The following is a 26,356-nucleotide window of genomic DNA, read 5'->3' on the forward strand; positions in this document are numbered from 1 at the left end:
TGATCATTATTTCTGAGCGCGTCGGGTAGTGCTTCCTCGAAGCACCCGGCGCGCCGACCTCTCGCATCCTGCGGGGGGTCTTTTTGTTTTCCAAGATCTCTAGGAGCCCTCTCGTGACCCCCCTCGGCGATTCATTCCACGTCTTCGACACGACCCTGCGGGACGGTGCCCAGCGCGAGGGCATCTCCTACTCGGTCAACGACAAGCTGGCCGTCGCCCGCCTGCTCGACTCGCTCGGCGTCGGCTTCATCGAGGGTGGCTGGCCGGGCGCCATGCCGAAGGACACGGAGTTCTTCGCCCGGGCGGCGGAGGGGGAGCTCACGCTCAAGCACGCGCAGCTCGTCGCGTTCGGCTCGACCCGCAAGGCGGGCGTCAAGGTCGAGCAGGACGCGCAGGTCAGGGCCCTGCTGGAGGCCCGGACGCCGGTCGTGACGCTGGTCGCCAAGTCCGACCGCAGGCACATCGAACGGGCCCTGCGCACGGACGTGGCGGAGAACTGCGCGATGGTCCGCGACACCGTCGCGTTCCTGGTGAACGAGGGCCGCCGGGTCTTCGTCGACGCCGAGCACTTCTTCGACGGCTTCGCCTACGACCCCGACACCGCGCTGCGCGTGCTGGAGTCCGCAGTGGAGGGTGGCGCGGACGTCGTCGTGCTGTGCGACACCAACGGCGGCCGGCTGCCCCTCGGCCTGGCCGAGACCGTCGCCGACGTCATCGCCCGGACGGGCTTCCGGGTCGGCATCCACTGCCAGGACGACACGTCCTGCGCGGTGGCCAACACGGTCGCCGCGGTGCAGGCGGGGGCGACCCACGTCCAGTGCACCGCGAACGGCTACGGCGAGCGAGCGGGCAACGCGGACCTGTTCGCCGTCGTCGGGAACCTCGTGACCAAGCTCGGCCTGCAGGTGCTACCGCACGAGTCGCTGGCCGAGCTCACCCGGGTCTCCCATGCGCTGGCCGAGATCGCGAACATCGCACCCGACACCCACCAGGCCTACGTCGGGTCGTCGGCCTTCGCCCACAAGGCGGGGCTGCACGCGAGCGCGATCAAGGTGGATCCGGAGCTGTACAACCACATCGATCCGGACACCGTCGGCAACGACATGCGGGTGCTGGTCACCGAGATGGCGGGTCGGGCCAGTCTCGAGCTCAAGGGACGTGAGCTCGGGATCGACCTGACCCGCCGGCCCGAGGCGCTCACCAACGTGGTGCGCAAGGTGAAGGAGCTGGAGGCGGGCGGCTGGTCGTTCGAGGCCGCCGACGCCTCCCTGGAACTGCTCCTCAAGGCCGAGCTGTCCGATCTGGACGCGCCACCGTTCGTGCTGGAGTCGTACCGCGTGGTGCTCGACCACCACCAGGACGGCTCGATCGTGTCCGAGGCCACGGTCAAGGTGCACGTGGCGGGCGAGCGCGTCATCGCCACCGCCGAGGGCAACGGCCCGGTGCACGCGCTGGACGCCGCGTTGCGCAAGGCGCTCCTGCCCCACCTGTCGTGGTTGGACGCGGTGGAGCTGAACGACTACAAGGTGCGCATCCTGACCGATCAGCACGGCACCGACGCCGTCACCCGCGTCCTCGTGGAGTCCACCGACGGCGAGCGCGAGTGGACCACCGTGGGCGTGCACGGCAACATCGTCGAGGCCAGCTGGCTCGCCCTGTGCGACGCGCTCGTGCACAAGGCGCTGCGGGTCAGCCCGTCACGAGCGTGAGGCGCTCGGCGGCCAGGACGCGGTTGAGCGGCTCGAAGTAGGACGAGCCGCCGACCGAGCAGTTGCCGCTGCCGCCCAGCGAGTGGCCCTGGGCCTGCGAGCCGGTGAAGATCGGGGCCCACTGGTCGCCGGGCTCGGTGCACACGTTCGTCCGCGTCAGCCCGTAGACGACCCCTTCCGGGTAGTTGACCGTGACGTTCTTGGCCTGCACGGTGCCGCACCGCAGCCCGGTGGTGCGGCCCGCCGCGCACACCGACCCGCCGACCGGCGTCTCCGCCGAGCCGGTGATGACACCGGTGCGCCCGGCGATGGTGGGCCGCTGGACCCAGGCGGCGGTGTTCGTGATCCGGACGATCGCGTAGGTCGTCCGGACCGCGACCACCGGACCTATGTCCACCATGTTGGGCCCGCGGACGACCGTGCCGACGATCCCGCACGACGGCGGCACGATCAGGAAGCCGCGGGCGTTGAAGCCGTTGGCGCAGCGCCCGCCGTTGTACGCGTAGAGGGGCGTGCCCGCTTCCAGCGGGGTCGGCAGGGCGGCGGTGGTCGCGGCGGCCGGCGCGGCGGCGGCGACGAGCAGGGTGAGCACGAGCAGCAGGGTTCGCATCCCTCCGACGCTAGGCACGCACGGTGGGGATTCAAGCCGCCGGTTAGGGTGATCTCCGTGCGCATTGCCCGTATCGCCCAACCCGACGGCCTGGCCTTCGCCGCGATCGAAGGCGACGGCGACGACCTCACCGCGGTCGAGATCGCCGACGACCCCTTCGCCAACCCCACGTTCACCGGTCGCCGCTGGCCGCTGGCCGACGTCCGCCTGCTGGCGCCGTTCCTGCCGCCCAAGATCGTGGCGATCGGCCGCAACTACGCCGAGCACGCCGCCGAGCTGGGCAACGAGGTGCCCGCGGAACCGCTGATGTTCCTCAAGCCCAACACCGCGGTGATCGGGCCGAACGCGGACATCAAGCTGCCCGCGGTGTCCGAGCGGGTCGACTTCGAGGGCGAGCTGGCCGTCGTCGTCGGCGTCGGCGGCCGGGACATCCCCGCCTCACGGGCCCGCCAGTCGATCCTCGGCTACACGATCGCCAACGACGTCACCGCGCGCGACCTGCAGAAGACCGACGGCCAGTGGACGCGGGCCAAGGGCTTCGACACGTTCTGCCCGCTGGGCCCGTGGGTGGAGACCGAGTTCGACCCGTCCGACGTGGCCATCCGCACCGAGGTGGACGGCGTGGTCAAGCAGGACTCGCGCACCTCGCTGCTGCTGCACGACATCCCCGAGCTGATCGAGTACATCTCCTCGGTGATGACCCTGCGACCGCTGGACGTGATCCTCACCGGCACCCCCGCCGGCGTCGGCCCGCTGACCGCTGGCCAGACCGTCTCGGTGACCGTCGAGGGCCTCGGCACGCTGACGAACACCGTCACCAACCGCTGAAGCTCAGCTGCGCTCGATGCGCTCGGGCGCGCGCCGTGCGAACCGCGGCGCGTGCTCGGGCCGCAGCCCGATCGCCACCAGGTAGGCGGGCACGCCCTGCAGCCGCGGGAACCGCCCCATCAGCCGGACCGGCAGCGGCGGCCGCCCCGGCGCGGCGCTCGACGTGCCGGTGAGCGTCGGCTTGAGGAACGAGTCCTGGATCCGCCGCTGGATCGCCTGGGTCACCGCCGTGGGCAGCCACCGCCTGCGCCGCACCTTCGCCAGCACCTTCGGGTCCAGCCGGCCGCGGCGCAGCGGCGCGGCGACGAGCGTCGCGGCGGCCACCGCGTCCTGCACGGCCAGGTTGATGCCGACGCCGCCGATGGGCGACATGGCGTGCGCCGCGTCACCGATGCACAGCGCGCCGTCGGCGTGCCAGCGCCGCAGGCGGTCGAGCTTCACGTCCAGCAGCTTCACGTCGTCCAGCGACTCGACGGTCTCCATCCGCTCCGCCAGCCACGGCACCAGCTCCACCACCCGCTGCCGGAACGCGGCGATCCCCTCCGCCCGCAGCAGCTCGTCGGTGCCCTTGCGGATGAGGTACGCGCACTGGAAGTAGTCGCCCCGGGGGATCAGCACCATGGCCTGGCCCTGCGTGAACCGGCCGGTGGCGCCGCTGAGCTCGCCGGGGTCGCGCGGCAGCCGGAACCACCACACGTCCATCGGCGCGCCGAACTCGTGCACCGGCAGCCCGAGCTGCTCCCGCACCAGCGAACGCCGTCCGTCGGCCGCGATGACCAGGTCGGCCGCCAGCTCGCCGGTCTCGCCGCCCGGCGTGCGGTAGCGGACGCCGGTCACCTTGCCGCCGCTCCTGAGCAGCCCGGTGAACTCGGTGTTCATCCGCAGCGCGAACGTCGGCTCGCGCTTGCCCGCGTCGGCGAGCAGGTCCAGGAAGTCCCACTGCGGCACGAACGCAATGTGCTTGTGCCGCCCGGGCAGCCGGGTGAGGTCGCCCATCGTCTGCGGGCCGCTGTCCAGCAGCACCTGCACCTTGTCCACGAGCTGGTGCGGCACCTCGGCGAACGACGGCCCCAGGCCCAGCTCGTCCAGCAGCGTCAACGTCGACGCGTGCACCGTGTCGCCGCGGAAGTCGCGCAGGAAGTCGCCGTGCTTCTCCAGCACCGTCACCTCGACACCGGCCCTGGCCAGCAACAACCCGGCCACCATGCCCGCCGGGCCGCCCCCGACGACCACGACACCAGTCCTCTCCATGATCCACCCCTCTGCTTTTCAACACTGGTTGAATAAGTTCAGGATGCTCCTGCGCGGCGTCGCGGTCAAGCCCGATACGCTGATCGGGTCATGAGCGCATCAGCAGCATCTCCAGAGGTCCGCGTCCGCTTCTGCCCGTCGCCGACCGGCACGCCCCACGTGGGGCTCATCCGCACCGCCCTGTTCAACTGGGCGTACGCCCGCCACACCGGCGGCTCCGTGGTGTTCCGGATCGAGGACACCGACGCGGCCCGCGACTCCGAGGAGTCGTACCTCTCGCTGCTGGAAGCCATGCGCTGGCTGGGCCTGGACTGGGACGAGGGCCCCGAGATCGGCGGCCCGCACGCGCCCTACCGGCAGAGCCAGCGGCGCGACCTCTACGACGACATCGCCAAGCGCCTGTTCGAGGCGGGCGAGCTGTACGAGTCGTTCTCCACGGCCGAGGAGATCGAGGCCCGGCGCAAGGCCGCGGGCCAGGACCCCAAGCTGGGCTACGACGGCCACGACCGCGGCCTGACCGAGGAGCAGCGGGCCGCGTTCCGCGCCGAGGGCCGTCAGCCGGTGCTGCGCCTGAAGATGCCCGACGAGGACATCACGTGGGACGACCTGGTGCGCGGTGAGATCACGTTCAAGGCGGGCAGCACGCCCGACCCGGTGCTCGTGCGCGCCAACGGCGACCCGCTGTACCCGTTCGTGAACCCGGTCGACGACGCCCTGATGGGCATCACGCACGTGCTGCGCGGCGAGGACCTGCTCCCGTCGACCCCCCGCCAGATCGCGCTGTACCGGGCGTTGACCCGGATCGGCGTCACCACGTTCACGCCGCGGTTCGGGCACCTGCCGTACGTGATGGGCGAGGGCAACAAGAAGCTGTCCAAGCGCGACCCGCAGTCGAACCTGTTCCTCTACCGCGACCGCGGTTTCCTGCCCGAGGGCCTGCTGAACTACCTCGCGCTGCTCGGCTGGTCCATCGCCGACGACCGCGACATCTTCAGCGTGGCCGAGCTGGTCGAGGCGTTCGAGCTGGAGAAGGTCAGCCTCAACCCGGCCCGCTTCGACCTGAAGAAGGCCGAGGCGATCAACGCCACGCACCTGCGCGCGCTGCCGGTCGAGGACTTCGTCAGCCGCGTGCTGCCCTACCTGGTCAAGGACGGCGTGCTGCCCGCCGAGCCGACGCCCGAGCAGGTCGCCCTGCTGTCGGGCGTCGCGCCGCTGGTGCAGGAGCGGCTCGTGGTGCTGTCCGAGGCGTCCGGGATGGTGCGGTTCCTGTTCGCCGCGGAGGAGGACTTCGCGCCCGAGGAGGACTCGGCGGCCAAGGCCCTCGGCCCGGACGCCCGGCCCGTGCTCGAGGCGAGCATCGCCGCCCTGGAATCGGTTCCGGAGTGGACGACGGCCGCCGTCGAGGAGGCGCTGAAGGTGTCGCTTGTGGACGGATTGGGCCTCAAACCGCGCAAGGCCTACGCGCCGGTGCGGGTCGCCGTGACGGGCCGTACCGTCTCGCCACCACTCTACGAATCCATGGAACTACTGGGTCGGAGTCGCTCGATCGGGCGATTGCGCCGCGCGCTCGGGGCAATCTGACTGGTTCGTTCGGGCGGTTCAGGGGTGCTTGACCGTGCAAGAACCCATAGATATCACCTCTCTGGTCGAGTCGGACGAGGGGTGACCGCACCTAGCCTCACGGGGTGACAACCGCAGCCCCGACTTTCACCCCTCGGAGAACCGGCGAGATCCGGGCCGTGTGCCTCGACGTCGACGACACCCTCGTCGACTACAGCACCTCGTCCCGGGCCGCCCTGGCCGCGATGGTCGGCAACGCCGACGCCTGGCCGCTGTGGCAGCGCATCACGGACGAGCACTGCGAACGCCTCCTCGCCGGCGAGCTCGAGTACGAGACGATGCGCAACATCCGCACCCGCGCCTTCTTCGCGGCCCTGGGCGAGGAGTTGGACCAGGACGAGGCGACCCGCCGGGAACTGCTGCGGCAGGAAGTCCTCGCGTCCGGCTGGCGGCTGTTCCCCGACGTCGTGCCGTGCCTGGAGTGGCTGCGGGCCACCGGTCTGCCCATGGCGGCCGTGAGCAACGCCTCAGGGCGCCACCAGCGGGTGAAGATCGCCTCGCTGGGGCTCGCGCAGTACTTCGACACGGTCCTCATCGCCGGCGAGGTCGGCGCGGCGAAACCGGACCGGGTGATCTTCGACACCGCGTGCGCGGACCTGGGCGTCGACCTGGGTGACACGGTGCACATCGGCGACCGCCTGCACGCCGACGCGATCGGCGCCCGCGACGCCGGCATGAAGGGCGTGTGGCTGAACCGCCAGGGCCCGCGCGAAGGCGCGCTGCCCGCCGGCATCGCCGCCATCAGCAGCCTCGCTGAGCTGCCGGAACTCCTCGTCTGCGAGCTCTCGACCGCCTCGGCGTGACCCCGATTTCCGTTCCGCCGGGTACGTGGTCTAGTATTCCTCCCGGCGGAACGGAGAGGCCCCCCAAAGGTCAACGGAGTCAAGACCGACGGGGAGTCGAACCGGGAAACCAATGGGGTATGGTGTAATTGGCAGCACGACTGATTCTGGTTCAGTTAGTCTAGGTTCGAGTCCTGGTACCCCAGCTGCGAAGTGGCAAATCGAGTGTGGTAAGCTACTCGCAACGCAGGACAGCAAGACATGATAAAGTGAATATCGAAAGTTCCTGGCCCCGTCGTCTAGCGGCCTAGGACGCCGCCCTCTCAAGGCGGTAGCGTGGGTTCGAATCCCATCGGGGCTACAGATCAGGGAGATCCCTGTTTCGCTGACGCGAAACGGGGATCTTTCGCATTTACACCGGGGTGCGACCCCCGGACCCCGCGCAGGAGGGCTTCGCCCCCTGCACCCCCGGCGTCGGTTGGTGCCGTGTTCGGGGTCGGAGGGCCGCCGGCGGTTGGCAGCGGTGGTGAGTTGGATTCGTGCCCACGGCGCCGGCACTCGGTGAGTTGGGTGCCCCCGCCTGGTGCTGGTGGCGGGGGCGGTCCGAGGACTGGTGAGCGGGCCGGGCCCGGCTGCTGGGCAGAGCTGCGGGTGGCCGGTGGGCGGGAGCCCGATCAGTGCGAGCCAGGCTGTCAGAGGCGCGATTGGAGGGCTTCGGCGGCGGCCAGGAGGTCGGCGGCCCAGCGGGCGCCCGGGCGGCGGCCCATGCGGTCGATGGGGCCCGAAACCGAGACCGCGGCGACGACCGTGCCCGTGCTGTCGCGGACCGGGGCGGAAACCGAGGCTACGCCCGGTTCGCGTTCCGCTACCGATTGCGCCCAGCCGCGGCGGCGGACTTCCAACAATGTGCGCTCGCCGTAAACGGCGTCGGCGAGAACGGAACGTTGAGTTCCGGGATCGGCCCACGCCGCCAATACCTTCGCGCCGGATCCCGCCGTCATCGGCAATCGCGCGCCGATCGGCACGGTGTCGCGCAAACCACTCGGTGGTTCCGCGGAGGACACGCAGATCCGCTGCATCCCGTCCCGCCGGTACAACTGGACGCTCTCGCCCGTGATGTCGCGCAACCTCGGCAACACCGAGGACGCCGCGTCGAGCAGCGGGTCGGTGGCCCCGCCCGCCAACTCCGCCAGTGCCGCGCCCGGGCGCCAGCGGCCGTCGGAACCCCGTCGCAGCAACCGGTGCACCTCGAGCCCGACCGCCAACCTGTGCGCGGTAGCCCTCGGCAAGCCCGTCCGGTTGCACAACTCGGCGAGCCCACACGGATCCTTTGCGACGGCGTTCAAGACGGCCACTGCCTTGTCGAGCACGCCGATCCCGCTATGCTGTCCCACAAGCCGATACTAACTTCCCACTGTCTGGGAAGTCCAGATCTATCGACTGTCCAGATCTTGGGAGAGTTGCGATGAGCCGCACGCTCGCGGAGAAGGTGTGGGAAGCACACGTCGTGCGCCACGGCAGTGGCGCGGAGCCGGACCTGCTCTACATCGACCTCCACCTGCTGCATGAAGTGACCAGCCCGCAGGCGTTCGACGGCCTGCGCCTGGCGGGGCGAGGGCTCCGCCGCCCGGACCTCACGATCGCCACCGAGGACCACAACGTCCCGACGGTCGACATCGAGCTCCCCATCGCCGACCCGGTCTCGCGCACGCAGGTCGAGACGCTGCGCAAGAACTGCGCGGAGTTCGGCGTGCGGCTGCACCCGATGGGCGACGCCGAGCAGGGCATCGTGCACGTCGTCGGCCCGCAGCTGGGCCTGACCCAGCCCGGCATGACGGTGGTCTGCGGTGACAGCCACACGTCGACGCACGGCGCGTTCGGCGCGCTGGCGTTCGGCATCGGCACGTCCGAGGTGGAGCACGTGATGGCCACCCAGACGCTGCCGCTGCGGCCGTTCAAGACCATGGCCGTCACCGTGGACGGCGAGCTGAAGCCCGGCGTCACGGCCAAGGACATCATCCTCGCGGTGATCGCGAAGATCGGCACCGGCGGCGGCCAGGGCTACGTCCTGGAGTACCGGGGCAGCGCGATCGAGGCGCTGTCCATGGAAGCGCGCATGACCGTGTGCAACATGTCGATCGAGGCGGGCGCCCGCGCGGGGATGATCGCGCCGGACCAGACCACGTTCGACTACATCAAGGGCCGTCCGCACGCGCCGGCCGGCGCGGACTGGGACGCGGCCGTCGAGTACTGGAAGACCCTGCGCACCGACGACGACGCCGAGTTCGACGCCGAGGTCCGCCTCGACGCCGACGAGCTCACGCCGTTCGTGACCTGGGGCACCAACCCGGGCCAGGGCCTGCCGCTGGGCGCGGCCGTGCCGGACCCCGAGACCATCGTCGACGAGAACGAGCGGGTGGCCGCCGAGAAGGCGCTGACCTACATGGGGCTGGAGCCGGGCACCCCGCTGCGCGACATCCACGTCGACACGGTGTTCCTCGGCTCGTGCACCAACGGCCGGATCGAGGACCTGCGCGCGGCGGCGGACGTCCTGCGCGGCCACAAGGTCGCCGACGGCGTGCGGATGCTCGTCGTGCCCGGGTCCATGCGGGTCCGCGCGCAGGCCGAGACCGAAGGGCTGCACGAAGTGTTCTTGGCGGCCGGCGCCGAGTGGCGCCAGGCCGGTTGCTCGATGTGCCTGGGCATGAACCCGGACCAGCTCAAGCCGGGCGAGCGCAGCGCGTCGACCTCCAACCGCAACTTCGAGGGCAGGCAGGGCAAGGGTGGGCGCACCCACCTGGTTTCGCCACTCGTGGCCGCCGCCACCGCCGTCCGCGGCACGCTGTCGTCGCCCGCCGACCTGGTCTGAAGGGAGTCTCACCGAACATGGATGCGTTCACCAGGCACACCGGGGTCGGCGTTCCGCTGCGCAGGTCCAACGTGGACACCGACCAGATCATCCCGGCCGTCTACCTCAAGCGCGTGACCCGCACGGGCTTCGAGGACGGCCTGTTCGCCGCCTGGCGCGGTGACGAGCAGTTCGTGCTCAACCAGGAAGCCTTCCGGGCGGGCAGCGTGCTCGTCGCCGGGCCCGATTTCGGCACCGGGTCGTCCCGCGAGCACGCCGTGTGGGCGCTCATGGATTACGGCTTCCGGGTGGTCATCTCGTCCCGGTTCGCCGACATCTTCCGGGGCAACGCGGGCAAGCAGGGCCTCGTGGCGGCCCAGTGCGAGCAGTCCGATGTCGAATTGCTGTGGAAGCTGCTCGAGAACGAGCCCGGCACCGAGGTGACCGTCGACCTCACCCTGAACACGGTTGTGGCGAAGGACTTCACCGCCCCCTTCACCGTCGACGAGTACACCCGCTGGCGGCTGCTGGAGGGATTGGACGACATCGCCCTGACCCTCCGGCACGCCGACGACATCGCGGAGTTCGAGCAGCGCAGGCAGGGTTGGTTGCCGACTACCGATCCGCTGCCCGCGGGGTGACCGGCGAAGGGGTCGGATTCCCCCCGAACAGCGGGAATCCGGCCCCTTCGATCCCTCCGCCGGCCGCCCGGGTGTCCCTCGACAGGTCGTAATTGCCCACGCCACAACAAGAAATCTGGCGTGGCGATTGGTATTTCCTTGCATATGGGCTTACCGTGGGCAATCAGTCGGCCCGACTAGGGCCGTGAGCGTCCTGGGAGGGACTGAAGGTGAACAAGGCCCAGCTCATCGAGGCGCTCGCCGAGCGCCTTGGCGACAAGAAGAACGCGGCTGCCGCTGTCGACGGCATCGTCGACGTCATCGTCCGCAGCGTCCACAAGGGCGAGAAGGTCAACATCACCGGTTTCGGTGTCTTCGAGAAGCGTGCCCGTGCGGCGCGCACCGCTCGCAACCCGCGCACCGGTGAGACCGTGAAGGTCAAGAAGACCAACGTTCCCGCGTTCCGCGCGGGTTCGACGTTCAAGGACGTCATCAGCGGCACGAAGAAGCTGCCGCGCGTCACGGCCGCCAAGCCCGCCGCCGCGGCGGCGAAGCCTGCTGCCGCGACGAAGGCGCCGGCGACCCGCAGCACCACCGCTCGTGCCACCACTGCGCGTGCGACGCGCAGCACCGGCACGGCCACGCGTGCTGCTGCGGCAGCCACCAAGGCACCGGCGACCCGCCGGACCGCCGCGGCCGCGAAGCCCGCCGCCACCGCCACCAAGGCCGCGCCTGCGAAGAGCACCGCGACCAAGGCCACCGCCGCGAAGGCGACGACGGCGAAGGCGACCGCGGCGAAGCCCGCGGCGGCCAAGAAGGCCACCACGGCCAAGGCGACGACGGCGAAGGCCACCACGGCCGCAGCCGCGAAGCCCGCGGCGAAGAAGGCCCCGGCCAAGAAGAAGTGAAGTCGGGCCGGGTGATCACCGGCCAGGCACGCAACACACGCTCAGGGCCCGGTGCGGACGCGCACCGGGCCCTGAGCGCTGTTCTACCCCTTGGTGCGCCGTTCCGATCCGCCACGGGCGTTCTGAGCCCCGTTTCCGCGCCCCTGCGGACGGCCTCTTCACCTCGGAACCCCGAACCTCTTCTCCTCGCCCTCCCGCACCCTCGCGTGTCCTACGTCCGGGACCCCCGAGTCGAACGCCCGGAACGGGGTGGGGTGCGGCTTGAACCTGTGAGCGCTCGGCGCTTCGAACGTGCGATATGCGACCTGGACGCGTGGGTGTTTCGCACTCGGAACGCGCGGGGCGCGGCGTGGACGCGTGGGTGTTTCGCGCTCGGAACACGCGGGGCGCGGTCGGGTCGGCGAGTGTGTTCGGCCACTCGGATAGAGCAGTCCGGTCGGCCGTCGTGCCGGCCCCGAAACCCGGCGTTCGCGCGGTGGAGATGCTTCGCAGGGGTCCCCGCCGGGGGGATCCCCGGTTTTCATGCTGCCGGCTCGGTCTGACGATTTCGGCCCGGTTCGGGCCGCCTGTGGAGAACTCACCGTGCCCGGACGGACTCCCGGCGTGACCCGACCGGACTAGTGGAGGTGTCAGGCGGTGGGCGCGGGCAGGGCGGTGGGGAAGTAGTGGGCCGAGACCAGGCGCGGCCAGGACCGGTGCGAGTCCGAAGTGGACCAGCCCGGCTCCGGCCGGCGGAACGCCAGCAGCCACGCGCTGCCCTTCTTGCACGGCGTGCCGCCCAACGACAGACCGCCCAGGTCGGCGAGGGTGGCGACGACGTCCGGGATCACACCGCCCTGGCTGCACACGACCGGCGTGCCGGCCCCGTCCGCGATCTCCAGCAGGCGCACCAACCCGGCCTCGCGGTCCGGCCAGTACCCCTCCTCGGACAACCGCGGCTCCAGCAGCACGCCGACACCCAGGTCCTCCGCCACCCCCTGAACGGTCTCCACGCACCGCACCCGAGGCGCGGAGTGCACCCGTGACGGACCCCACAACGGCAGCATCGACCGCAACCCGCCGGCCTGCCGCCACCCCGCCGAGCTCAACGGCCGCAGGTCGTCGTCACCCGGCCAGTGGTCGCGCTTGCCCGCCTTCGCGTGCCGCACCAGCAACACCGTCGCCAACTCCGCCGGCTCCGCCGCGAACGCCGCCAGCACCGAGCGGTCGGTGTCCGACGTCACCAGCGAAGCCGCCTCGGCGACCGGCAGCCACCGCAGCTCGTCCACCTCGTCGTTCGGCGCGAACGCACCCGACGCGACCCGCGCGCTGAAGTAGTCCACGACCTTCGGCCTGCCGAAAGCCCGGTACGACACCTGGCACAGGTACCGCCCCAGCACGGCGTGGAACCCGGTCTCCTCCAGCACCTCGCGCACCGCCGCCGCGGGCACGGTCTCGCCGGGGTCCACCTTGCCCTTGGGCAGGGACCAGTCGTCATAACGCGGCCGGTGCACGACCGCCACGGAACCCTCGCGCCACAGCACGGCGCCGGCTGCCCGGATCACCGGCTCACCCGATCGCGCGGCGGTTGCGCAGCATCTCGGTCTGGTGGTCGCGCACCCTGCTGCCGTCCGCCGGCGACGCCTCCCACTCGCCGTCCGGCTGCAGCACCCAGCACCGCGTGGTCGGCTCCAACGCCGAGTCCATCATCGCGTCGAGCTGCGCGGTGAGCTTCGGGTCGGTCACCCGCAGCTGCACCTCCACCCGCCGGTCCAGGTTGCGGTGCATCATGTCGGCGCTGCCGATCCAGTGCTCGGCCGAGCCGACGAAGTGGAACACCCGCGAGTGCTCCAGGAACCGGCCCAGGATGGACCGGACGTGGATGTTCTCCGACAGCCCCTTGATGCCCGGCTTCAGCGCGCACACCCCGCGCACGACCACGTCCACCCGCACGCCGGCCTGCGACGCCCGGTACAGCGAGTCGATGACCTGCTCGTCGACCAGCGAGTTCACCTTGATGCGCACACCGGCCGGCGCGCCCGCCCGCGCGTGCTCGATCTCGCGCTCGATGCGCTCCACGATCCCGCGCCGCACGCCGTAGGGCGCGACGAGGAGGCTGCGGTAGTGGTCCTGCCGGGCGTACCCGGTGAGCACGTTGAACAGGTCGGTGAGGTCCGCGCCGATGGTCGGCTCGGCGGTGAGGATGCCGATGTCCTCGTACAGCCGGGCCGTCTTCGGGTTGTAGTTGCCGGTGCCGATGTGGCAGTACCGCTGGATCCGCGAGCCCTCCTGGCGCACCACCAAGGAGGTCTTGCAGTGCGTCTTGAGCCCCATCAGGCCGTAGACGACGTGCACGCCCGCCTTCTCCAGCGCACGCGCCCACTTGATGTTCGCCTGCTCGTCGAACCGCGCCTTGATCTCCACCAGCGCCACGACCTGCTTGCCCGCCTCGGCCGCGTCGATCAGCGCGTCGACGATCGGCGAGTCGCCCGACGTGCGGTACAGCGTCTGCTTGATGGCCAGCACGCGCGGGTCGGCCGCCGCCTGCTCGATGAACCGCTGCACGGACGTGGAGAACGAGTCGTACGGGTGGTGCACCAGCACGTCGCCCTCCCGGAGGGTGGCGAAGATGCTCTTGGGCGTCTCGCGCTCGCCGAACGCCGAGTGCGTCGCGGGCACGAACGGCGCGTCCTTGAGCTGCTTGCGGTCCACGCTGTAGAGCTGCCACAGGCAGGACAGGTCGAGCAGGCCGGGCACCTGGACCACGTCGTGCGGGTCGACCTCCAGCTCGCGCAGCAGCCGTTCCAGCATGTGCTCGGTCATGTCGTCGGCGATCTCCAGCCGCACCGGCGGCCCGAACCGGCGGCGCGCCAGCTCCCGCTCCAACGACTTGAGCAGGTCCTCGTCCTGGTCCTCCTCTACCTCCAGGTCGGCGTTGCGGGTCACCCGGAACGCGTGGCACTCGATGACCTGCATGCCCGCGAACAGCTCGCCGAGGTGCGCCGCGATGAGCTCCTCCAGCGGCAGGAAGGTCGCCGTCGGGCTGGTCCGGTCGCTCTCCACGCGGACCAGGCGCGGCACGTTGTCCGGCACCTTGATGCGCGCGAACCGCTCCGCGCCGCCCTCCGGGTCGCGGACGGTGATGGCGAGGTTCAGCGAGAGGCCGGAGATGTAGGGGAACGGGTGCGCCGCGTCCACGGCCAGCGGCGTGAGCACCGGGAAGACCTGGTCGGTGAAGTAGTTCGACAACCGCAACTGCTCGAAGTCGGTCAACTGCGCCCAGTTGACGATGCTGATGGCGTGCTTCTCCAGCTCCGGCTGGATGTGGTCGAGGAACGCCCTGGCGTGCTGCTCGACCAGCTCCTGGGTGCGCTTGGAGATGTTGGACAGCTGCTCGCGCGGGGTGAGCCCGTCCGCGCTGCGCACGGACAGGCCGGTCTCGTCGCGGCGCTTCAGGCCCGCGACCCGGACCATGTAGAACTCGTCCAGGTTCGAGGCGAAGATGGCCAGGAACTTCGCCCGCTCCAGCAACGGCTGGGAGGCGTCCTCGGCCAGCGCGAGCACCCTGGCGTTGAAGTCCAACCAGGACAGCTCCCGGTTGAAGTACCGGTCGTCGGGCAGGTCGGCCTGCGCCTCGGTGGCCGTGACCGCGGGTGGTGAGCTCGGGAACGACCGGGACGCGCCGTCGGCCGGCTGCGGCGCCGGTTGCTGCGCCGCCGTCGTGCCCGCGCGCGTGCCGGCGGCGCCGCGGCGGGTGGCCGGGCGCGGCCGGCGGCGGGGGGTGCTCGCGGCCGGCGTGGTCCGCGGCGTCCTCGTCCGTCGCTTGGGCGCGGGCTGGTCGGGGGTGTCGTCCGTGCTCACGATCAGCATTGTTCCCCAATACGGGCGGCCGCGCGCTGAGCTGAGCCGACGAGGAAGTGAACTCCGCGTCACACCGGGCGGAGCACGCCCCGCACCTCACCGGCGGCATCCCGCACGAGGGTGACCCGTTGGCCGGGTCGCAGCGAGCGCCAGCCGCCTTCGGCGACGGCTTCGGCCGACACGTCCACGAGCACGCCGTCGTCGCGCAGCACGGTGGCCGAGCCGTCCGGGTGCTGGGCGCTCACCGTGGCCTGCTCGTGTTCGGCGGGGTGGGTCACGGGGCAGAAGGTAGTCGATCGCCGGCGTTCCCGAGCGGGCTCAGCCGCCGACGGGGGTGAGGGCGGCGGCGGTGCGCGGGCCCAGGCCGAGGTCCGCGGCGAGGCGCAAGTCGTCGGCGGTGTCGACGTCGTGGCGCAGCGACGGCCACGGGCCCCGCAAGGGCGTGGCGCCCGAGGCCGCGTGGGCGGCGGCGGAACCGACGCCGAAGGCCGGGGCGAGGTCGCCGCCGGGGGACGAGAGCAGGAGGGTCGTTCCGGTTCCCTGGCGGTCCGGGCAGAACGAACGGCCGTCGGCGGTGGCCAGCGCGGCGGCGAGGTCGGTGGTCCGGAGGGCGGGCAGGTCGGCTTGCAGGGCGCCGACCACGGAGGTGGAGTCGCGGGACCGGAGCACGGCGAAGCCGTGGCGCAGGGACTCGTTGAGCCCTTCGGGGCCGGGGATCGACTCGACGCCGAGCGCTCGCAGCTCCGCCACGACGGACGGGTCGGACGTGACGGCCACCACACGGCGCACGGCCGGCAGCGCCGCGGAGATCGTGTCCAACGCGAAGGCCAGGGCCAGCGCCGGCCGGTCCAGCCGGGTGCCGACCAGCCGGGTCTTGGCCCGGTGCAGGGTCTTGACCGGGACCACCAGGTCGACGTCGGCTCCCACCCCGCCATACTCCCGGATGCCGGCTGGACCTGGCCAGGGGCCCAGGGCTGATTGTCGCCCCTGGCGACGTGGTGAAGACTCCAGGTCCACGACGAAGAGGGAGTGCACGTGGCCAAGGAGAAGGGCGGCTTCTGGGTCGGGCTCGCCGCGGCGGTCTTCTACCCCGCCACCGCGCTGATCGCGCGGCGGCGCAACGAGGGCGCGGAGCGGGTTCCCCGGACGGGCGGTGCGCTCATCGTGATGAACCACGTGTCGCACCTGGACCCGGTCTACGACGCCGTCTTCACGCACAAGCAGGGGCGCGTGCCGCACTTCCTCGCCAAGCACAGCCTGTGGAACGTGCCGTTCGTCGGCATGGTCGTCAAGGGCGCCCGGCAGATCCCGGTGTACCGGGGCACGGCCGACGCGCAGCAGAGCCTGCGCGCCGCGCACGAGGCCCTGGAGCAGGGGCTGGTCGTGATCATCTACCCCGAGGGCACGATCACGCGCGACCCGGACGGCTGGCCGATGGCCTCGCGAACGGGTGTGGCGCGGCTCGCGCTGGAGCACGACGTGCCGGTGCTGCCCGCGGCGCGGTGGGGCACGCGCGAGGTGTACGACCACTACCGGAAGAAGTTCCGGCCGTTCCCGCGCAAGACGGTGGTGACGAAGGTGGGCCCGCCGGTCGACCTGGACGACTACCGGAGCAGGCCGCAGAACCTGGCGCTGCTGCGCGAGGTGACCGACGTGCTGATGAACGAGGTGAAGGACCTGCTCGCGGACATCCGCGAGGAACAGGCGCCCGACGGCTTCTACACCAAGAAGGCCTGACGTGGACCGGGTCGCGGTGCTGGGCGCCGGGTCGTGGGGCACCGCTTTCGCGAAGGTGCTCGCGGACTCCGGCACGGACGTGGTGCTGTGGGCACGGCGCGCCGACGTGGCCGACGCCATCTCGGCGGAGCGGGTCAACGCCGACTACCTGCCGGGCGTGACGCTGCCCCCGAACCTGACCGCCACGTCGGACGCGAAGAAGGCGTTGGCCGGCGCGGGGGCCGTGGTGCTGGCGGTGCCGAGCCAGACGCTGCGGGAGAACCTGAGCGGCTGGCGGCCGTGGCTGCCGGCGGGCGCGACGCTGGTCAGCCTGGCCAAGGGCGTCGAGCTGGGCACGTTGAAGCGGATGAGCGAGGTGGTCCGCGAGGTCGCCGGGGTGCCGGAGGACCAGGTCGCGGTGGTGTCCGGGCCGAACCTGGCCAAGGAGATCGCGGCCGAGCAGCCGACCGCGACGGTCATCGCGTGCACCGACCACGATCGCGCGGTGGCGTTGCAGCACGCGTGCTCGAACTCGTACTTCCGGCCGTACACGAACGTCGACGTGGTGGGCTGCGAGCTCGGTGGCGCGTGCAAGAACGTGATCGCGCTGGCGTGCGGCATGGCGGCGGGCATGGGGTTCGGGGACAACACGATGGCCTCGATCATCACCCGCGGTCTCGCCGAGACGGCGCGGTTGGGCGCGGCGCTGGGCGCGGACCCGTTGACGTTCGCCGGGTTGGCCGGGCTGGGCGACCTGGTGGCCACGTGCGCCTCGCCGCTGTCGCGCAACCGGTCGTTCGGGGAACGGCTGGGGCGCGGTGACTCGCTGGCGCGGGCGCAGGAGGCCGCGCACGGCCAGGTCGCCGAGGGCGTGAAGTCGTGCTCGTCGATCCGGGAGCTGGCCGCGCGGGTCGGCGTGGACATGCCGATCACCGACGGTGTGCACCAGGTGTGCCACGAGGGGTTGGACCCCCGTGTGCTGACGGCGGCGCTGCTCGGCCGCGAGCGGAAGGCGGAACGGCAATGACCTGGGGTGACGGCACGCGGGTCGTGCACTCGACGCCGGCGGTGCAGGGCGAGCCGTTCCTGGCCGGTCCCGTGTTCGCCTCCGCCTACCACCTGGGCGGCGCCGACACCTACGGGCGGGCGCACAACCCGACCTGGCGGGCGTTGGAGGTGGCGCTCGGCGAGCTGGACGGCGGCACGACCGTGCTGTTCCCGTCCGGGATGGCGGCGATCTCGACGTTCCTGCGGGTCGTGCTCGCGCCCGGTGACGTGGTGGCGCTGCCGGGCGACGGCTACTACCTGACGCGCACGTTGGCCGCCGAGATGCCGGTGGAGGTGGTGGAGGTGCCGACCGCCGGGCCGTACCCGTCGTTCGAGGGCGTGCGGTTGGTGCTGCTGGAGTCGCCGTCGAACCCCGGTCTGGACGTGTGCGACATCGCCGCGCTGGTGGAGGCGGCGCACGCGGCGGGCGCGCTGGTGGCGGTGGACAACACGACCGCGACGCCGTTGGGGCAGCAACCGCTGCTGCTGGGCGCGGACGCGGTGGTGAGCAGCGACACGAAGGCCGTCGCCGGGCACAGCGACGTGCTGCTGGGCCACGTGTCCACGTCGGATCCGGGGTTGGCGGAACGGGTGCGCGCGGCGCGGACGACCGGCGGCGCGATCCCCGGGCCGTTCGAGGCGTGGCTGGCGCACCGGGGTCTCGGCACGCTCGACCTGCGGTTGAGCCGGCAGGCGGCGAACGCGGCGGCGCTCTACGAGGTGCTCAAGGACCACCCGGCGGTCAGCGGGCTGCGGTGGCCGGGCGCCCCGGAGGACCCCGCGCACGAGGTCGCGTCGCGGCAGATGCGGCGGTTCGGCGGCGTGCTGACGTTCGTGCTGGCGGACGAGCGCGCGGTGGCGTCCTTCCTGGAGCGGTCACGGCTGGTGTTCGCGAGCACGAGCTTCGGCGGCCTGCACACGAGCCTGGACCGGCGGGCGCAGTGGGGCGACCCGGTGCCCGAGGGCCTGGTGCGGCTGTCCGCGGGCTGCGAGGACACCGCCGACCTCGTCGAGGACGTGCTCCGGTCACTCTGACGGGTCCACTGCGTGGGAGGGCTTGCGTGGCGGCGAACCGGCTGCCACCCTCGTCACCATGTCTTTTCGCGCCATGACCGACGGGCGGGGTCACATCGACCTCCGCCTGGTCGCCAGCGCGCTCTGTCCTTCCCGGTGATCGTCTCGCGTCCCGCGGGCCCGTGAGGCCCGCACACGTCACCGAGTGCCGAGAAGGACATCATGTTCGCCGTTCCGGAGAACACCATCGCCCTGCCCCAGTCGCACGCCGCGCTGCACCCCGTGCGGATCGCGCTCGACACGGCGGCACGGCGCGAGCGCTGGGCCCACCTGCTCCGCTACGACCCCGAGACCCGCTTCGCCGCGCTGGTCGACCGCACCGACGAGCAGGAGGTGTGGCTGATGAGCTGGTTGCCCGGCCAGCACGCCGACCTGCACGACCACGGCGTCACCAGCGGCGCGTTCACCGTGGTCAGCGGCTCGTTGACGGAGGTGGTCACGCCGGGCCCGGCCCAGGTGCTGCACCACCTCGTGGCGGGCCAGTCGCGGGTGTTCGGGCCGGGGTACGCGCACCAGGTGCGCAACGACGGCGTCGACCCCGCCGTCACGATCCACGTGTTCCGCGACGGCGGGCGCACCGTGCGGCCCGTGCGGTTCGACCCGGTCTCGGGGACTACGTCCGCGCGGTGACGTGCGGCGGGACGTCCCAGTCGCCGACCAGCGCCGGGTCCGGCTCGGGCTCGCCCCACGCGGTGCGCAGCGGCAGCACGCCCGCCCAGCGCGCGTTGGCGGCGACGTCCTCGTCCTCGTCGCCGGGCGGGCCGCTGCGGATCTTCACCGACGCCTCGGTCAGGTCGAGCGACAGCACGGAGGTCGCGGCCAGCTCCTTCGGCGTCGGCGGGCGGGCGTAGTCCCACGAGCCGGGCGCGATGTGCTCGGTGAGCACGCGCAGGGCGTGCAGCTTGGCGTCCGGGTCGGTGACGGGGACGGCGGTGCCGTGGACGACGGCGGCGCGGTAGTTCATCGAGTGGTCGAACACCGAGCGGGCGTAGACCACGCCGTCCAGGATCGTGACGGCGACGCACACGGGCACGCCCGTCGAGGCCTCGCGGAGGCTGCGCGCGCCGGTCGAGCCGTGCAGGTAGAGGGTGTCGCCGTCGCGGCCGTAGCCGGTGGGCAGCACGAGCGGCGCGTCGTCCACGACGACGGCCAGGTGGCAGACGAGGGCGGCGTCGAGGACGGCGTGCAGCGCCTCGCGTTCGGTGACGGCGCGGTTGCGCCCGCGCTTGATGGTGCTGCGGTCCGTCGGTGACAACGTCATGGGAGGAGCTTGTCGGGTAAAGTGGCCCTCTTCAAGTGCCAATTCTCGGCGTTTCGAGGAGGCCACTATGGCGGAGACGGCGTTGGCGGTGGTGCTGGACCGCGAGTCGGCCGAACCGCTGGCGGTGCAGCTCGCGGACGCCCTGCGCGCGGCGGCGGGCGACGGGCGGCTGCGCAGCGGTGACCGGCTGCCCTCGACCCGGGCGTTGGCCGAGCGGCTCGGCGTGAGCCGGACCGTGACAGCGGCAGCATACGAGCAGCTGCACGCCGAGGGTTGGATCGCCGGACGGCACGGGTCGGGCACCTACGTGACGACCACGCCGCCGGGCGCGTTGAAGGCGCGGGCCCGGCGGGTGGCGGCGCCCGCCGCGCCGGTGGACGTGGTGGACCTCGCGCCCGGCGCGCCGTGGGCCGAGGGGTTGGACCGGGCGGCCTGGCGGCGGGCGTGGCGGGCGGCGGCGGACGTGCAGCCGTTGTTCCGGCCGGCGCGGGGCGGGTTGCCGGAGTACCGGGCGGTGGTGGCGGAGCACCTGTTGCGGCACCGGGGGTTGGCGGTGCGCGGCGGGTTGCGGGAGGAGCTGGTGCTGGCGACCGGCGGGACCACGGCGGCGTTGGTGGAGCTGGGGTCGGCCGTGCTGCGGCCGGGCGACGTGGTGGCGGTGGAGGAGCCGGGGTACCAGCGGGCGGTGTGGGCGTTGCGGTCGGCCGGGGTGAAGGTCGTGCAGGCGCCCGTGGACGCCGAGGGGTTGTTGGTGGAGGCCGTGCCGCCGGGTGTCCGCGGCGTCTACTGCTCGCCCGCGCACCAGTACCCGATGGGCGGGCGGATGTCGGCGGCGCGGCGGGTGGCGCTGGTGGAGCGGGCGCGGGCGGAGGGGTGGCTGGTCGTCGAGGACGACTACGACGGCGAGCTGCGCTACGACGTCGCGCCGTTGCCGTTGCTGGCGGCGTTGGCGCCGGACGTGGTGGTGCACCTGGGCACGACGAGCAAGATCCTCACGCCGACGCTGGGCGCGGGGTGGATGGTGGCGCCCGAGCCGATCGCGGCGGAGGTGATGGCGCACCGCGACCGGACCGGCACCAGTCCGTCCGCGGCGGGGCAGCGGGTCCTGGTCGAGCTGGCGCGCAACGGCGACCTGGGGCGGCACCTCCGCAAGCTCCGGCGTGAGCTGTCCGAACGGCGTGCGCTGCTGTCGGCGGCGTTCGCCGAGGCCGGGATCCCCGTGCTGGGCGACGACGCGGGCGCGCACATCGTCGTGCCGCTGCCGTCGGCCCAGGCGGAGCGGGACGTGCTGGCCGAGGCGCACGACCGCGGCCTGCGCCTGGACGGCCTCGGCCGCCACCACGCCGGCCGGCCGAGGGTGCACGGCGCCGCGATCGGCTACAGCGCCTGCTCGCGCGACCAGCTGACCGCGGCGATCCCCGACCTGCTCCGCATCCTCGCCACCCACACCCCGTCCTGAACGCCGAACGTTCAGGTACCGCGTGTCGAGCGTTCGAGACCCCGAGTTCTGCGCTCGGGTGTCCGGTGCGGGTGGCGGGTTACGCCATCCGGGTAGGGTCCGAGCCATGACACAGCGCAAGACCAAGGTCGCCGTGGTGTTCGGCGGGCGCAGCAGCGAGCACATGGTCTCCTGCCTGTCCGCCGGCAGTGTCCTGCCGCACCTGGACCGGGACAGGTTCGACGTCGTGCCCGTCGGCATCACCGAAACGGGCGCGTGGGTGATCGGCGCCGACGACACCAAGGCGCTCGAAGTGCGCGACCGGCAGCTGCCCACCGTCAACGCGCTGGTCCCCGTGTCCGGCAGCGAACTCGTGCCCGTGGCGCCCAACGACGTGCTGGCCGACGTGGAGGTCGTGTTCCCCGTCCTGCACGGCGCGTGGGGCGAGGACGGCACCATCCAGGGCCTGCTGGAACTGGCCGACATCCCGTACGTGGGACCGGGTGTGCTGGCCAGCGCGGTCGCCATGGACAAGGAGTTCACCAAGCGCCTGCTCAAGGGCGCGGGCCTGCCGGTCGGCGAGTTCGCCGTGCTGCGCCGCGAGCAGGAGACCCTGGCCGAGCCGGACCGGGAGCGGTTGGGGCTGCCCGTCTTCGTCAAGCCCGCGCGTGCCGGGTCGTCCGTCGGCATCTCGAAGGTCGTCGACTGGGCCCACCTGGACAGCGCGATCGCGTTGGCGCGCAAGACCGACCCGAAGGTGATCATCGAGGCCGCCGTCTCCGGCCGCGAGGTCGAGTGTGGCGTGCTGGAGTTCCCGGACGGCCGGGTCGAGGCGTCGCTGCCCGCCGAGCTGCGCATCGTCGGCGGCGCGGTCGACTGGTACGACTTCGACGCCAAGTACCTCGACGACGTGTGCGAGTTCGACATCCCCGCCAAGCTGGACGAGCACGTCACCCGCGACCTGCGCGAGATGGCCGTCGCCGCGTTCCGCGCGCTGGACTGCCAGGGCCTGGCCCGGGTCGACTTCTTCGTCACCGACTACGACGAGCTCGTGGTCAACGAGGTCAACACCATGCCCGGCTTCACGCCGATCTCGATGTACCCGCGGATGTGGGCCGAGACGGGCGTGGACTACCCGGCGCTGCTGACCACGCTGGTCGAGACCGCGATCGCCCGCGGCACGGGCCTGCGCTAGGCCGCGCTAGCCCCTGGTGTCCACGGGGCCCTTGGCGAGGGTGTCCCGGATCGTGGTCGAGACGTCCTGCAGGGGCCCCGTGCCCGCGTCCGACGGCACGGTCAGCGCCACGTACACGGGCCGGTCCACCACGTACCAGGTGGCCGAACCGCCCTCGGGCACCTCGAGCCACTGCACGTCCGAGATCAGCCGCAGCGCGGAGGTCGGGGTGAGGTCACCGGGACGGTCCAGCCCGCACCGCAGCACGACGGGCTCGTGGTGCGCGTCACCCCACGCCACCGCGCCGGCCGGTGCGGGCGCGGCCAGTTCGCGGCGGGGCAGCGTGACGCCGCTGGACACCAGCTGCGCGGGCAGCGCACCCAGCAGCGCCTTGCACTCGTCCGACCCGGCCTCCGGCGCGGGCACCGGCACGAGCGCGACGGGCCCGGTGTGGACGGGGGGCGGGTCCGCGGAGTCGTCGCCGAGGAAGAGACCCGCCGCCGCGACGCCCGCCACGAGCAGCGCCGTCAGCCCGAGGACGACGACGAGCACCGGTCGGGGGAGCGGGGGAGCGGGTTCCTGTGCCACCCGGCTATGACAGCACGGACCTACAGGTGGACCACCGGACAGGTCAGCGTCCGGGTGATGCCCTCCACGTTCTGGATGCGGGCGACCACCAGTTGCCCCAACTGGTCGACGGTGTCGGCCTCGGCGCGGACGATGACGTCGTACGGGCCGGTGACGTCTTCCGCGGTGGCCACACCGGGGATGCCGGAGATCTCCGCCGCAACGGCGGCTGCCTTCCCGACCTCGGTCTGGATGAGGATGTATGCGTGCACCACGGCGTGCCCCTTCGTCGCGACAGGTTAGGTCGGGGTAGGAACGTGCACAGCAACGTACCCCAGTTGGGGTTCCGAATGCTCAGAACGGGAGGCAATCTTGCGTCCGGAGCCGCCGCGCAACGCGGACACGGTCGCTGAGGTGGGTGAGTTCGGTCTCATCCGCCGGGTGACGGCAGGTCGGACGCAGCCGCCCACCACCCTGCTCGGGCCGGGTGACGACGCGGCTGTGGTCGCGGCGCCCGACGGCCGCGTGGTGGTGTCCACCGACGTGCTGGTCGAAGGTGTCCACTTCAGACTCGACTGGTCGTCTCCCGAGCAGGTGGGGCGCAAGGCGGCGGCCGTGAACCTGGCCGACGTGGTGGCCATGGGCGCGATGCCGACGGCCCTGCTGATCGGCCTCGCGTGCCCGGCCGACACGCCGTCCTCCGTGGTGGAGGGGATCACCGCCGGGCTGTGGCAGGAGGCGACCGTCGCGGGCGCCGGAGTGGTGGGCGGCGACATGGTGTCGTCCGCGACACTGGTGATCTCCGTTACCGCGATGGGTGACATGGGCGGGTTGGAGCCCGTCACCCGTTCAGGCGCACAAGTGGGTGATGTCGTCGCGGTCTGCGGACGGCTCGGCTGGGCGGCGGGCGGGTTGGCCGTGCTGCAGCGCGGGTTCCGGTCGCCGGTCGCGGTCGTCGGCGCGCAGCGGAACCCCGAACCCCCTTACGAGGCCGGGCCCCAGGCCGCCGCGGCGGGCGCCACGGCGATGATCGACGTGTCGGACGGCCTGCTGGCCGACCTGGGGCACATCGCGGACGAGTCGGGCATCGGCATCGACATCCGCACGGAACTGCTGGAGGTCCACCCGCGGCTGATCGACGTCGCGGCGGCGCTCGGGGCGGACGCGCGGCACTGGGCGCTGACCGGTGGCGAGGATCACGCGCTGGCGGCGACGTTCCCCGAACCGGGGGCCGTTCCCGAGGGCTGGCGCACGATCGGCACGGTCCGGCACGGCAGCGGCGTGACCGTCGACGGGCGCGCGTACGAGAAACCCCCTGGCTGGGAGCACTGGCGCTAGGTAGCCTCACGTTTGTGGAACTATGCACGCTCGCGTATGACCATCCAGACTCGGTCAAGCTGATCGCCGACCTCCAGCAGGTCTACGTGGACCGCTACGGCGAGGGCGACGTCACGCCGGTCGACCCGGCCGAGTTCGCCGCGCCGCTGGGGCACTTCGTGGTCGGGTACCTCGACGGCGTGCCGGTGGCGTGCGGCGGGTGGCGGGCGCACGACGTGGCCAAGCACTCGTTGCGCCCCGGCGACGCCGAGATCAAGCGCATGTACGTGGGCGAAGCGCTGCGCGGGCGCGGACTGGCGCGGATCGTGCTGACGTCGCTGGAGACGGCGGCCCGGGCGGTCGGGCGCAGGCGCATGGTGCTGGAGACCGGGTTGCGCCAGCCCGAGGCGATCGGGCTGTACCAGGCCAATGGATACGCGCGCATCGACAACTTCGGCGTCTACCGGGATGATCCCGAAAGCCTTTGCTTCGCGAAGGATCTCTGAGGGCCGGGAGGACCGCATGGCGATCTACGCGTTGGGTGACTTCGAGCCGGTGATCCACCCGGACGCCTACGTGCACCCCGACGCGACGGTGATCGGCGACGTGCGGATCGGCGCGCACGCGTCGGTGTGGCCGCAGGCCGTGCTGCGCGGCGACTACGGGCGCATCGAGGTCGGCGCGCGGACGTCGATCCAGGACGGCACGGTCGTGCACTGCACCGAGGTCCACCCGACGCTGATCGGCGCGGAGTGCGTCGTCGGGCACAACGTGCACATCGAGGGCGCGACCATCGCCGACCGGTGCCTGATCGCCTCGGGGTCGGTGGTGCTCAACGGGTCCGTGGTGGAGACCGGCGCGATCGTCGGCGCGGGCGCGGTGGTGTCGTTCGAGGGCCACGTGCCCGCCCGGTCGATGGCGCTCGGCGTGCCCGCCCGCGTGCGCGAGGGGTACGTCGTGCCGGACGGCGCCTGGCAGTTCGCCGTGGACAAGTACGTGAACAACATCTTGCTGTACCGCAAGGAACTGCGACGCCTGGACTGAGGTAGGGTCCCGCCGTGGCACGTCCGCTTGAGGAGATCATGGAAGCCGGCTGGGCCGCGGCACTCGCGCCCGTGGCCGATCGCATCGCCGCGATGGGCGAGTTCCTGCGGGCGGAGGTGGCCGCGGGGCGGACATACCTGCCCGCCGGGGAGAACGTCCTGCGGGCGTTCCAGCAGCCGTTCCACTCCGTCCGGGTGCTGATCGTCGGCCAGGACCCGTACCCGACGCCGGGGCACGCGGTCGGGCTGAGCTTCTCGGTGTCGCCGGAGACCCGGCCCATCCCGAAGAGCCTGATCAACATCTACACCGAGTACGTGGCCGACCTGGGCCACCCCAAGCCCGCCAACGGCGACCTGACCCCGTGGACCGAGCGCGGCGTGCTGCTGCTCAACCGGGCGCTGACGGTGCAGCCGGGCAAGTCCAACTCCCACCGCAACAAGGGCTGGGAGCCGGTGACCGAGCAGGCGATCAAGGCGCTGGCCGAGCGGGACGCGCCGCTGGTCGCGATCCTGTGGGGCAGCCAGGCGCGCGCCCTCAAGCCGCTGCTGGGCGCCGACCGCTGCGTGGAGTCGGTCCACCCGAGCCCGCTGTCCGCGGCGGGCGGCTTCTTCGGCTCGCGGCCGTTCAGCAAGGCCAACGAGTTGCTGGTGAAGCAGGGCGCCGAGCCGATCGACTGGAAGCTGCCCTAGCCCGCCGCCGGGT

The 26,356-nt window shown here is 71.9% G+C and carries 27 protein-coding genes and 2 tRNA genes; 19 read left to right on the forward strand and 10 right to left on the reverse strand.

Annotation, left to right across the window (positions count from 1 at the left end):
* Nucleotides 1–113 precede the first annotated feature (113 nt).
* On the forward strand, nt 114–1,709 hold the full coding sequence (gene cimA, locus AB0I91_RS16005; RefSeq protein ID WP_498774801.1) for a citramalate synthase: 1,596 nt from the start codon (nt 114–116) through the stop codon (nt 1,707–1,709).
* On the opposite strand, the gene AB0I91_RS16010 is transcribed toward cimA, so the two are convergent.
* Nucleotides 1,690–2,319: a S1 family peptidase gene (locus AB0I91_RS16010; protein WP_499637311.1), complete on the reverse strand. Its 630-nt coding sequence runs from the start codon at nt 2,317–2,319 to the stop codon at nt 1,690–1,692. The genes cimA and AB0I91_RS16010 overlap by 20 nt on opposite strands.
* Before the next feature lie 57 nt (nt 2,320–2,376).
* Between AB0I91_RS16010 and AB0I91_RS16015 the strand changes: the two genes are divergently transcribed.
* The gene (locus AB0I91_RS16015) at nt 2,377–3,147 is read left to right on the forward strand and encodes a fumarylacetoacetate hydrolase family protein (protein ID WP_498774797.1); all 771 of its coding nucleotides are present in this window, start codon (nt 2,377–2,379) and stop codon (nt 3,145–3,147) included.
* Nucleotides 3,148–3,150: 3 nt separating this feature from the next.
* On the opposite strand, the gene AB0I91_RS16020 is transcribed toward AB0I91_RS16015, so the two are convergent.
* Nucleotides 3,151–4,398, reverse strand: coding sequence for an FAD-dependent oxidoreductase (locus AB0I91_RS16020; RefSeq protein ID WP_499606987.1), 1,248 nt, complete (start codon nt 4,396–4,398; stop codon nt 3,151–3,153).
* A gap of 90 nt (nt 4,399–4,488) precedes the next feature.
* Here AB0I91_RS16020 and gltX point away from each other — a divergent pair, with 90 nt between their 5' ends.
* The 4 genes from gltX (at nt 4,489) to AB0I91_RS16040 (ending at nt 7,161) form a co-directional block, all read left to right on the forward strand.
* The gene (gltX, locus tag AB0I91_RS16025; protein ID WP_499637312.1) at nt 4,489–5,979 is read left to right on the forward strand and encodes a glutamate--tRNA ligase; all 1,491 of its coding nucleotides are present in this window, start codon (nt 4,489–4,491) and stop codon (nt 5,977–5,979) included.
* Nucleotides 5,980–6,083: 104 nt separating this feature from the next.
* Complete coding sequence (locus AB0I91_RS16030) at nt 6,084–6,821, forward strand: HAD family hydrolase (RefSeq protein ID WP_498774791.1); 738 nt, start codon at nt 6,084–6,086, stop codon at nt 6,819–6,821.
* A 113-nt stretch (nt 6,822–6,934) separates the two neighbouring features.
* A tRNA-Gln gene (locus AB0I91_RS16035) sits at nt 6,935–7,006 on the forward strand.
* An 82-nt stretch (nt 7,007–7,088) separates the two neighbouring features.
* Nucleotides 7,089–7,161, forward strand: a tRNA-Glu gene (locus tag AB0I91_RS16040).
* 331 nt (nt 7,162–7,492) lie between these two features.
* On the opposite strand, the gene AB0I91_RS16045 is transcribed toward AB0I91_RS16040, so the two are convergent.
* The gene (locus tag AB0I91_RS16045) at nt 7,493–8,194 is read right to left on the reverse strand and encodes an IclR family transcriptional regulator (protein WP_230567757.1); all 702 of its coding nucleotides are present in this window, start codon (nt 8,192–8,194) and stop codon (nt 7,493–7,495) included.
* 71 nt (nt 8,195–8,265) lie between these two features.
* Here AB0I91_RS16045 and leuC point away from each other — a divergent pair, with 71 nt between their 5' ends.
* The 3 genes from leuC (at nt 8,266) to AB0I91_RS16060 (ending at nt 11,176) form a co-directional block, all read left to right on the forward strand.
* Complete coding sequence (gene leuC / locus AB0I91_RS16050; RefSeq protein ID WP_498774789.1) at nt 8,266–9,669, forward strand: 3-isopropylmalate dehydratase large subunit; 1,404 nt, start codon at nt 8,266–8,268, stop codon at nt 9,667–9,669.
* 17 nt (nt 9,670–9,686) lie between these two features.
* Nucleotides 9,687–10,289, forward strand: a complete 603-nt coding sequence (gene leuD, locus AB0I91_RS16055) for a 3-isopropylmalate dehydratase small subunit (RefSeq protein ID WP_498774788.1) — start codon at nt 9,687–9,689, stop codon at nt 10,287–10,289.
* 209 nt (nt 10,290–10,498) lie between these two features.
* A complete protein-coding gene (locus AB0I91_RS16060; protein WP_498774787.1) occupies nt 10,499–11,176 on the forward strand; it encodes an HU family DNA-binding protein in 678 nt (225 codons plus the stop codon).
* 629 nt (nt 11,177–11,805) lie between these two features.
* On the opposite strand, the gene AB0I91_RS16065 is transcribed toward AB0I91_RS16060, so the two are convergent.
* The 4 genes from AB0I91_RS16065 to cofC are packed head-to-tail and all read right to left on the reverse strand — an operon-like array spanning nt 11,806 to nt 15,943.
* Complete coding sequence (locus tag AB0I91_RS16065) at nt 11,806–12,717, reverse strand: NUDIX hydrolase (RefSeq protein ID WP_498775207.1); 912 nt, start codon at nt 12,715–12,717, stop codon at nt 11,806–11,808.
* Between the two features lie 7 nt (nt 12,718–12,724).
* Nucleotides 12,725–15,025 carry an RNA degradosome polyphosphate kinase gene (locus tag AB0I91_RS16070; protein WP_499606980.1) on the reverse strand — a complete coding sequence of 767 codons (2,301 nt, stop codon included), beginning with the start codon at nt 15,023–15,025 and terminating at the stop codon, nt 12,725–12,727.
* A 59-nt stretch (nt 15,026–15,084) separates the two neighbouring features.
* Nucleotides 15,085–15,294, reverse strand: a complete 210-nt coding sequence (locus tag AB0I91_RS16075) for a hypothetical protein (RefSeq protein WP_498774783.1) — start codon at nt 15,292–15,294, stop codon at nt 15,085–15,087.
* A 40-nt stretch (nt 15,295–15,334) separates the two neighbouring features.
* Nucleotides 15,335–15,943, reverse strand: coding sequence for a 2-phospho-L-lactate guanylyltransferase (cofC, locus tag AB0I91_RS16080; RefSeq protein WP_498774781.1), 609 nt, complete (start codon nt 15,941–15,943; stop codon nt 15,335–15,337).
* A gap of 108 nt (nt 15,944–16,051) precedes the next feature.
* Between cofC and AB0I91_RS16085 the strand changes: the two genes are divergently transcribed.
* The 4 genes from AB0I91_RS16085 to AB0I91_RS16100 all read left to right on the forward strand — a co-directional run bounded on the left by AB0I91_RS16085 (nt 16,052) and on the right by AB0I91_RS16100 (nt 19,483).
* Nucleotides 16,052–16,753 carry a lysophospholipid acyltransferase family protein gene (locus tag AB0I91_RS16085; protein WP_499637314.1) on the forward strand — a complete coding sequence of 234 codons (702 nt, stop codon included), beginning with the start codon at nt 16,052–16,054 and terminating at the stop codon, nt 16,751–16,753.
* A gap of 1 nt (nt 16,754) precedes the next feature.
* Nucleotides 16,755–17,759 (forward strand): NAD(P)H-dependent glycerol-3-phosphate dehydrogenase, encoded by a 1,005-nt coding sequence (locus AB0I91_RS16090; protein ID WP_498774777.1) that lies wholly within the window; start codon nt 16,755–16,757, stop codon nt 17,757–17,759.
* Complete coding sequence (locus tag AB0I91_RS16095) at nt 17,756–18,814, forward strand: cystathionine gamma-lyase (protein ID WP_499637317.1); 1,059 nt, start codon at nt 17,756–17,758, stop codon at nt 18,812–18,814. The genes AB0I91_RS16090 and AB0I91_RS16095 overlap by 4 nt, the downstream gene beginning before the upstream one ends.
* Nucleotides 18,815–19,015: 201 nt before the next feature.
* The gene (locus AB0I91_RS16100; protein ID WP_498774773.1) at nt 19,016–19,483 is read left to right on the forward strand and encodes a cysteine dioxygenase; all 468 of its coding nucleotides are present in this window, start codon (nt 19,016–19,018) and stop codon (nt 19,481–19,483) included.
* On the opposite strand, the gene AB0I91_RS16105 is transcribed toward AB0I91_RS16100, so the two are convergent.
* Nucleotides 19,467–20,114, reverse strand: coding sequence for a pyridoxamine 5'-phosphate oxidase family protein (locus AB0I91_RS16105; RefSeq protein WP_498774771.1), 648 nt, complete (start codon nt 20,112–20,114; stop codon nt 19,467–19,469). The genes AB0I91_RS16100 and AB0I91_RS16105 overlap by 17 nt on opposite strands.
* 67 nt (nt 20,115–20,181) lie before the next feature.
* Between AB0I91_RS16105 and pdxR the strand changes: the two genes are divergently transcribed.
* Together pdxR and AB0I91_RS16115 are read left to right on the forward strand one after the other, a co-directional pair.
* On the forward strand, nt 20,182–21,573 hold the full coding sequence (gene pdxR, locus AB0I91_RS16110) for a MocR-like pyridoxine biosynthesis transcription factor PdxR (protein WP_499637319.1): 1,392 nt from the start codon (nt 20,182–20,184) through the stop codon (nt 21,571–21,573).
* Between the two features lie 106 nt (nt 21,574–21,679).
* Nucleotides 21,680–22,747 (forward strand): D-alanine--D-alanine ligase family protein, encoded by a 1,068-nt coding sequence (locus AB0I91_RS16115; protein ID WP_498774767.1) that lies wholly within the window; start codon nt 21,680–21,682, stop codon nt 22,745–22,747.
* Nucleotides 22,748–22,753: 6 nt separating this feature from the next.
* On the opposite strand, the gene AB0I91_RS16120 is transcribed toward AB0I91_RS16115, so the two are convergent.
* Both AB0I91_RS16120 and AB0I91_RS16125 read right to left on the reverse strand, forming a co-directional pair.
* The gene (locus AB0I91_RS16120; protein ID WP_498774765.1) at nt 22,754–23,314 is read right to left on the reverse strand and encodes a DUF3515 domain-containing protein; all 561 of its coding nucleotides are present in this window, start codon (nt 23,312–23,314) and stop codon (nt 22,754–22,756) included.
* Nucleotides 23,315–23,334: 20 nt separating this feature from the next.
* Nucleotides 23,335–23,568 (reverse strand): Lrp/AsnC family transcriptional regulator, encoded by a 234-nt coding sequence (locus tag AB0I91_RS16125; protein ID WP_015104517.1) that lies wholly within the window; start codon nt 23,566–23,568, stop codon nt 23,335–23,337.
* Between the two features lie 97 nt (nt 23,569–23,665).
* On the opposite strand from AB0I91_RS16125, the gene AB0I91_RS16130 reads away from it, so the two are divergent.
* The 4 genes from AB0I91_RS16130 to AB0I91_RS16145 are packed head-to-tail and all read left to right on the forward strand — an operon-like array spanning nt 23,666 to nt 26,343.
* The gene (locus AB0I91_RS16130) at nt 23,666–24,631 is read left to right on the forward strand and encodes a thiamine-phosphate kinase (protein ID WP_498774763.1); all 966 of its coding nucleotides are present in this window, start codon (nt 23,666–23,668) and stop codon (nt 24,629–24,631) included.
* A gap of 14 nt (nt 24,632–24,645) precedes the next feature.
* Nucleotides 24,646–25,116, forward strand: a complete 471-nt coding sequence (locus AB0I91_RS16135) for a GNAT family N-acetyltransferase (RefSeq protein WP_498774761.1) — start codon at nt 24,646–24,648, stop codon at nt 25,114–25,116.
* A 16-nt stretch (nt 25,117–25,132) separates the two neighbouring features.
* Nucleotides 25,133–25,654, forward strand: a complete 522-nt coding sequence (locus tag AB0I91_RS16140) for a gamma carbonic anhydrase family protein (RefSeq protein ID WP_230567739.1) — start codon at nt 25,133–25,135, stop codon at nt 25,652–25,654.
* A 14-nt stretch (nt 25,655–25,668) separates the two neighbouring features.
* The gene (locus tag AB0I91_RS16145) at nt 25,669–26,343 is read left to right on the forward strand and encodes a uracil-DNA glycosylase (protein ID WP_498774758.1); all 675 of its coding nucleotides are present in this window, start codon (nt 25,669–25,671) and stop codon (nt 26,341–26,343) included.
* The last annotated feature ends 13 nt before the right edge of the window (nt 26,344–26,356 follow it).

This window comes from Actinosynnema sp. NPDC049800 (genome assembly GCF_040656635.1).
Lineage (GTDB): Bacteria > Actinomycetota > Actinomycetes > Mycobacteriales > Pseudonocardiaceae > Actinosynnema.